The sequence below is a fragment of the Paracoccus halophilus genome, from assembly GCF_000763905.1.
Taxonomy (GTDB): Bacteria; Pseudomonadota; Alphaproteobacteria; order Rhodobacterales; family Rhodobacteraceae; genus Paracoccus; species Paracoccus halophilus.
The window spans coordinates 43,301-50,342 of sequence record NZ_JRKN01000024.1 but is presented as its reverse complement, the minus strand read 5'-3'; the positions used below and the strand labels follow the sequence as shown (position 1 = coordinate 50,342).

The 7,042-nt window shown below is 65.4% G+C and carries 5 protein-coding genes; 1 reads left to right on the top strand and 4 read right to left on the bottom strand.

Going from position 1 to position 7,042, the window contains the following annotated elements; genetic code table 11:
* Window positions 1-58: 58 nt before the first annotated feature.
* From repA to IT41_RS14540, 4 genes are all read right to left on the bottom strand, one after another.
* Window positions 59-1,246, bottom strand: a complete 1,188-nt coding sequence (gene repA / locus IT41_RS14555; protein ID WP_036742727.1) for a plasmid partitioning protein RepA — start codon at window positions 1,244-1,246, stop codon at window positions 59-61.
* A gap of 302 nt (window positions 1,247-1,548) precedes the next feature.
* The gene (locus IT41_RS14550; protein WP_036742707.1) at window positions 1,549-3,585 is read right to left on the bottom strand and encodes an ABC transporter permease subunit; all 2,037 of its coding nucleotides are present in this window, start codon (window positions 3,583-3,585) and stop codon (window positions 1,549-1,551) included.
* A 37-nt stretch (window positions 3,586-3,622) separates the two neighbouring features.
* Window positions 3,623-4,690, bottom strand: coding sequence for a quaternary amine ABC transporter ATP-binding protein (locus tag IT41_RS14545; RefSeq protein ID WP_036742725.1), 1,068 nt, complete (start codon window positions 4,688-4,690; stop codon window positions 3,623-3,625).
* 11 nt (window positions 4,691-4,701) lie between these two features.
* Window positions 4,702-5,664 carry an ABC transporter substrate-binding protein gene (locus IT41_RS14540; protein ID WP_139221662.1) on the bottom strand — a complete coding sequence of 321 codons (963 nt, stop codon included), beginning with the start codon at window positions 5,662-5,664 and terminating at the stop codon, window positions 4,702-4,704.
* Window positions 5,665-5,901: 237 nt separating this feature from the next.
* Between IT41_RS14540 and IT41_RS14535 the strand changes: the two genes are divergently transcribed.
* Window positions 5,902-6,924, top strand: a complete 1,023-nt coding sequence (locus tag IT41_RS14535; RefSeq protein WP_036742705.1) for a GlxA family transcriptional regulator — start codon at window positions 5,902-5,904, stop codon at window positions 6,922-6,924.
* The last annotated feature ends 118 nt before the right edge of the window (window positions 6,925-7,042 follow it).

Here is a 7,042-nt window from a genome sequence, read left to right as displayed (position 1 = left end):
GTCTCGGAGGGGGCGGGGGCGCTGTCCATCAGACCTTTCAGCAGGTTCTTGCGTGCCATCAGCCAGCCTCCCCACGTCCCCAGGCGGCCTGGATCAGCCCCTCGATCTCGCCGTTGACCGCGTTCAGGCTTTCGATCGCGCGTTCATAGGTCGAGCGGGTAAATGACGATTTTTCAACCTCGTAGAGGGTCTGCTTGGTGATCCCGGCATCCGAGATGGCGGTGGATTTCAGCACCGGATGGTTCAGCACATGTTCCCCGAACATCGAGCGCATGAAGCTGACCATCTGGTTCTGCGGACCGTCGCCCGGCTCGTAGCGGGTAATGACATAGCGCATCCAGTCGTAATCCATATCGCCCCCCGCCTCGGCCACCACGCCCAGCAGATTCGAGGTCATCAGCAGGAACTGGCACATCGACATCACGTCCAGCATCTGCGGATGCACCGTCACCAGGATCGCGGTCGCCGCAGACAGGGCCGACATGGTCAGGAAACCCAGCTGCGGCGGGCAATCGATCACCACGATGTCGTAATCCTGTTCCACCTCGGCCAGAGCATCGCCAATCTTGGTAAAGAAGAACTTACCGGAGCGTTCGATGATTGCGCGCGGCGTGTCGTGTTCGAACTCCATCAGTTCAAGATTGCCGGGAATCAGGTCCAGATTGGTGAAATATGTCTGCTGGATGATGTCGCGAATCGGCACCGGATCGTCATAGCGGATCGCGTCGTAAAGCGTGCCGCCATCCTGCAGGTCGAATTCTGGCTGCACGCCATGCAATGCCGACAGGCTGGCCTGCGGGTCCAGATCGATGGCCAGCACGCGATAGCCGTCCAGCACCAGCTTTTGCGCCAGATGCGCGGCGGTGGTGGTCTTGCCGCTGCCGCCCTTGAAATTGATCACGGTAATGACCTGAAGATGGTCGCCCTCGCGCCGGCCGGGCAGGTAGGTTCCGGGGGATTTCGCCCCCTTTTCAAGCAGTTGCCGCAGCGCGTGAATATCCTCGGGGCTGTAGTAACGGCGCCCGCCGGCGCGCGTTTCCGGGCTTGGACCCTTGCCATCCAGGTCCAGCTTGCGCAGATAGGCGTCCTTGACGCCCAGCAGATCGGCGACCTCGCCACTGGTGAATTTCCGCAACTGGCGGCGGGCATCGGGGGGAAACAGCTGCGCGCGATGCGCCTGCAGCCGTTCGGAGAGGGCCAGCGCATGGCTGCCCACAAGCTTGTCGATGCGGGTCTTTGGCTGCATCATACCCTCATGTTCCGCGGCCCGTTGTTACGCTTTGGACCGTCTTATTCTGTTTATTCCGTAAATGAATGTGACAATTATCCGATTCTGGCAAGGGTTTTTTCCCGCAGGCACCGATATATGGTGTCGCGTGACGGCCTGCCCACAATGCGGCGTTCCTTTAGACCTGTCCTGGTCGCGTTCCCTCCGCGACCCGATCGCAAACCAGCTCAGCCGCTCGCGGCGGCCATGGATGCGTGGTGCGAGATCCCCGGCGACCGCGAGGGTAGCGTCAGGGTCGCGGTGACACCGGCCTTGCGGGCCTATAGCCCAAGCGCCGCGCGTTTTTCCTCGGCAAAGGCCTGAACCAGCCTGTCGGCCACCCATGCAAGCATCGCCATGGCCGCCCCGGCGGCGACGCCCAGCCCGACATCGCCCTGTCCCAGGGCCAGATAGACCTGCTGACCCAGATCCGTGGTGCCGATCAGCGCCGCGATCACCAGCATGGAAAAGGCATAGAGGATCGTCTGGTTCAGCCCCAGAAGGATCGTCGGCGCGGCATAGGGCGCACGCACCTCGGTCATGATCGCCCAACTGTTCGCCCCCGAGGCCAGGGCCGCCTCGACCAGCTCCTCGGGCGTCGAGCTCAGCCCCTGATGGGTGTAGCGGATCATCGGCACGATGGCATAGGCGCAGATCGCCAGCAGGGCCGAGAACTCGCCGATCTGGAAGAACATCAGCACCGGGATCAGGAACACGAAAAGCGGCACCGTCTGCAGCAGGTCGCAGACCGGGCGCACGACCCGCCAGACGGCGGGGCTGACCGCCGAGAGCAGCCCGATCGCGCCGCCAAGCACGGTGCAGATCAGCACCGCGGTTCCCGACAGATAGACCGACAGCATCGCGGGCTCCCACAGGCCCATGATCAGGATCAGGCCCAGCAGCGTGACGGCGGTCAGCGCCAGCCGCCAGCCGGAGGCGACCCAGCCAAGCGCGCCTGCGGCAAACAGCACGAAGGGCCAGGGCAGATGCGCGATGCCCAGCTTGACCACGCCGGCCGCCGTCAGCAGCATCAGCGCGGCCAGGATCTGCCCGCGCCAGGCCAGCCAGCCGGCCAGTGCCGCCGCGGCGCCGAAATAGCCAAGCGCCATCGCCGAGGTCCAGCCAAAGCCCCACATGACGGGCACGATGGCGTGATCCAGCCCGATCCGCAGCGGCAGCAGCAGATAGATCATGGCGTTGTTCCTGATCGCGTTCAGCGTCGCGCCATGGTTGGCGGTGAACTGGCCCAATGCGCTGTTCGTGCGCTCGGCCAGAGGCGCGAAGATGTCGATCTCGGAGGCGGCCGGCAGCCAGCGGGCCGCCAGAACCGCCATGACCGCGCCCGCGCCCAGCAGACCCCAGATCACCTTGCGCGAATGGCCGCCGCGCGGCTCGGCCAGCCTGCTGCTGAGCCGGTCGATCATGATGGCAAAGACCACGATCACCATGCCGGCGATCAGGCTGTTGCCGAAATCCGCCTTGCGCATGGTCAGCAGCACCGCCCAGCCGATATCGTCGAAACCGCCGATCACCGCCGCGATGATGACCATGGACAGCGCCGCCATGATCGACTGGTTCATGCCGACCAGCATCTGGCGCGAGGCCGCCGGCAGTTCAACGAGGATCAGCTGCTGCCAGCTGTTGGCGCCGTTCATCAGCGCGGCATCGCGGATTTCCGGATCGACCCGCTGAAGCCCCAGCAGCACGTTGCGCGCCATCGGCGGCGCGGAATAGATCGCCGAGGCGATCAGCCCGACCACCGGGCCGAAGCCCAGAAGCAGCAGGAGCGGCGTCAGATAGGCGAATGTCGGGACCGTCTGCATCACGTCCAGCATCACCTGGATCGGACGCCGCAGCGCCGGCATCCGGTAGGCCACGATCCCCGTCACCAGCCCGGCGAACAGCGCCAGCGGGACCGAGACCATGACCAGCGACAGCGTCGTCATGCCCTGCACCCAATAGCCGCTGAACAGCACGAAACACAGGCCCGCCAGCACGCCAAGGGCCATGCCGGGCCCGCCGAGATGCCAGCCCAGTGCGGTGATGGCGGCGATGACCAGCGGGTAGGGGGTCTCGATCAGGATGAAGGCGGCCCAGCCCATCGGATAGGACAGAAGCCAGGCGCCCCAGCGTGCCAGCGGCTTGATCAGCTCGACCAGCCATGTGACGGCCGCGCCGATCCATTCGGTCGCCGGCAGGGTCATGCTTGCCGGCCATTTCTGCAGCCAGCCCAGATAGGGCGCCAGCAGCATGCAGACCATTCCGACGATCAGCGTGAGCAGAGCCGCCCGGATGGCGGGCGAAAGGCTTCTGAACATGGTTCCACCCGTGGCTGGAAGCGGGCCGGCTTGCGAATCAGAGCTCATCGGGCGTCAGGGCCGAGGCCAGGTCCGAGGGTTTCACCACGCCCGCGATTTCCCCGTTCGCGCCCCAGACCGGGACCGGCTGATACAGCGACATGCAGGCGGCCAGCGCGGAATCGATGGTCATGTTCGCGCGCAGCCCGGGGTCGTCGGGCATCCTGGGCAGCGATGCGGGCAGGGTCATGATCGTCTCGACATGGGCATGGCGGCCCTTGGGCACGTCGCGGGTGAATTCGCGCACATAATCGTTCACCGGGTTCAGCACGATATCGTCCGGCGTGCCGATCTGGACCAGCACGCCGTCGCGCATGATCGCGATCCGGTCGGCGATCTTCAGCGCCTCGCTGATGTCATGGGTGATAAAGACCGAGGTCTTGCCCAGATCGGCCTGGATCGACAGGAACTCGTCCTGCAACTGGCGCCGGATCAGCGGGTCCAGCGCGGAGAACGGCTCGTCCAGGAACCACAGATCCGGATTCACCGCCAGCGAGCGCGCGATCCCCACGCGCTGCTGCTGGCCGCCCGACAGCTGGCGCGGAAAGGAATCCTCGCGCCCCTTCAGGCTGACCAGCTCCAGCACCTCCAGCGCGCGGGCGCGGCGCTGCTCGGGACCCATGCCCTGCATCTTGAGCGGAAAGGCCACATTCTCGGCGACGGTCATGTGCGGGAACAGGCCGAAATGCTGAAACACCATGCCCAGCTTGTCGCGCCGCAGCGCCAGCAGGCGCCGGGCATCGGCGGTCAGGATATCCTCGCCGGCGATGCGGATCTCGCCGGCGGTGCCGTCGATCAGCCGCGCGATGGTGCGGATCAGCGTGGACTTGCCCGAACCGGACAGGCCCATGATGACGAACACCTCGCCCTCGGCCACGTCGAAGGTGATGTCCTGCACCGCCGGGATCAGCCCGCGCTGGCGCAGGAGCCGCGCCGTCGCGGCGGTGTCGCCGCCGGTTTCCCCAAGCGCGAGGTCGAGGCTGGCGCGCGCATTGACGCCAAAGACCTGCCAGACCCCCCGGCACGAGATCGCAGGCGCCCCGGCAGGGGCGGGCCGATCCTGGATCACCGCGCCGCTCACCGGATTGCCGCGTCGACGATGGGGCGCCAGGCGGATTCATTGGCGGCGACCCATTCCGCCACCACCTGCTCGGCGGGGCGGCCATCGACATCGACCGCGCCCATCAGCGGCTGCTGCTGTTCGACGCTGAGCTGCAGATTGGTCAGGATCTCATGCGCGGCCGGCCATTTCTCTTTCAGGCCCGGCCAGGCGGCCTTGAAGACCCGCGTCGGCAGGAAATCGCAATCGCCCGTCACATCCGGGTTCGGACCGGCCGAGGCGTCGGCATAGCAGGCCTCGGTCCCTTCGGGCAGTTTGGTGAATTTCAGGTCGAAGGCGGTGATCGCCCAATGCGGCTGCCAGAACACCGCCAGCAGGGGCGTCTTTTGCGATTGCGCGGCCTTGAACTCGGCCACCAGCGCGCCTTCGGAGCCGGCCGGGATCGCCTTGAAGGGCAGGTTCAGCGCGGCCATCCGGTCGGCGCCGGGCGTGCCCCATTCGCCGGGGTAATCGACCAGACGCCCCTGCGGCAGGGTCTCGACGGTGGCGAAATTCGCGGCGCAGGCCGCCAGCGCCTGCCAGTCGGGCAGGCCGGGGCATTGTTCCTCCATATAGGCGGGATAGACGAAGCCCTCGCGCGCATCGAGGCCGAGCGCGCCCAGATCCTCGAGCCGGCCGCCGTCGCGAAGCTGGTAATAGCCTTGCGGCACGTTGGATTCCCAGACCTCGACCGCGGCATCCAGATCGCCCTCGGCCATGGCGGGCCACATGTTCTGATAGCCGGCGGTGATGTATTCGACCTTGTAGCCGGCCTCTTTCAGCATATGCCCGGCGATCAGCGTGGTGATGTGCTGCCCGGTCCATTCGTTGACGGCAAGCTTGATCGGCTCATCCACCGCGCCCAGTTCGGCCGCCGCCAAGGGCGTCGCGAACAGGCCGGCCATGGCTACCAGAACGGTCGCTTTTGCAGTTTTCATCATGTCCTCCCCGACGGCAGCCAGTGCCGTTCGGCAAAATTGTTGCACGATAAGCGCAATAAACTTGCCGATTTTGGACCAATACATTTCAATTTTGGCCGGACCCGCGAATCGGCCGCCACCGCGCAAGGGCCGGGTCCGGGCAATTCGCCGATCTTTTCATTTGCCGGATGGCCCGGCGTGACTTACGCTGGATCGCCGGAAAGTTTTCGTATTTGGCCCTGTACCCAGGAGCAGGTCATGCCCCAGGAAACGGCGCGCACCGTGTGGCTGCTGCTGCTCGTGACTCCGAATTTCAATCTGATGGCGACGGTCGCGCTGGTCGATCCGCTGCGCGCCGCCAATTACCTGGCCGGGGTGACGCATTTCAAATGGGTCTTTGCCTCGGTCGGCGGCGGCACGGTCATGGCCAGCAACGGGCTGAGCGTCAACACCCGGCCGCTGAAGGAACTGGAAGAGGACAGGTTCGATATCGTCGTCGTCTCGTCCAGCTGGTCGCCCGAATCGCATGCCTCGCCGCAGCTTCTGGTCGCGCTGCGCAAATGGGCGCGTCAGGGGGTGGTGCTGGGCGCGCTGGATACCGGCGCCTTCATCCTGGCCGAGGCGGGGTTGCTGCGCAAACAGGCCGCGACGGTGCATTACGAACATATCGACGCGTTGCAGGAACTGTATGACGATATCGAGGTCTCGGAGAATATCTTTACCCTCGGCAAGGGCCGCTTCACCTGCTGCGGCGGAACCGCCGCCGCCGATATGGGGCTGGAGCTGGTGCGCGCGCATTGCGACAATGCGCTGGCCAATGCCGCCGCGCGCTATGTCTTTCATCCGGTGATTCGCGGCGAAAGCGCGCCGCAGAACCCCTCGACCATCGAGCCTCTGGGCCATACCACGCCGACCGCGCTCCGCCAGATCATCGCCGAGATGGAGCGCAATCTGGAAGAGCCGCTGCCGATCCCCGAGCTTTGCGACCGGATCGGGCTGTCGCAGCGCCATGTCTCGCGCATGTTCGAACGCTATGTCGGCAAGACCGCCGTGCTTTATTACCGCGATATCCGGCTGGATCGCGCGCGCGGGCTGGTGACGCAGACCAACCTGCAATTGTCGCAGGTTGCCGCCGCCACCGGCTTTGCCAGTCAGGCGCATTTCTCGCAGGCCTATAAAAGCAGGTTCGGCATCTCGCCGCGCTCCGACCGGCTGGAGGGGCGCATCCCGTTCGAGTTCCGCGCCTGGCCCATGCATCGCAGGCAGGGTGACGGGGGCTGAGGTGCCGCCCGCAGCTGATGGCGAAAAAAGCGAAATTTCCGGCCAATGGGCGACATCCGGGGCGGTAATCCGCGACTAATCTGAATCCAGATCGTCGCCATGACGCCGCTAGGTATCT

Bases quoted from the DNA above. Each gene is read 5' to 3' on its own strand.
- repA (WP_036742727.1), bottom strand. From the start codon at position 1,246: ATGCAGCCAAAGACCCGCATCGACAAGCTTGTGGGCAGCCATGCGCTG.
- IT41_RS14550 (WP_036742707.1), bottom strand. From the start codon at position 3,585: ATGTTCAGAAGCCTTTCGCCCGCCATCCGGGCGGCTCTGCTCACGCTG.
- IT41_RS14540 (WP_139221662.1), bottom strand. From the start codon at position 5,664: ATGATGAAAACTGCAAAAGCGACCGTTCTGGTAGCCATGGCCGGCCTG.
- IT41_RS14535 (WP_036742705.1), top strand. From the start codon at position 5,902: ATGCCCCAGGAAACGGCGCGCACCGTGTGGCTGCTGCTGCTCGTGACT.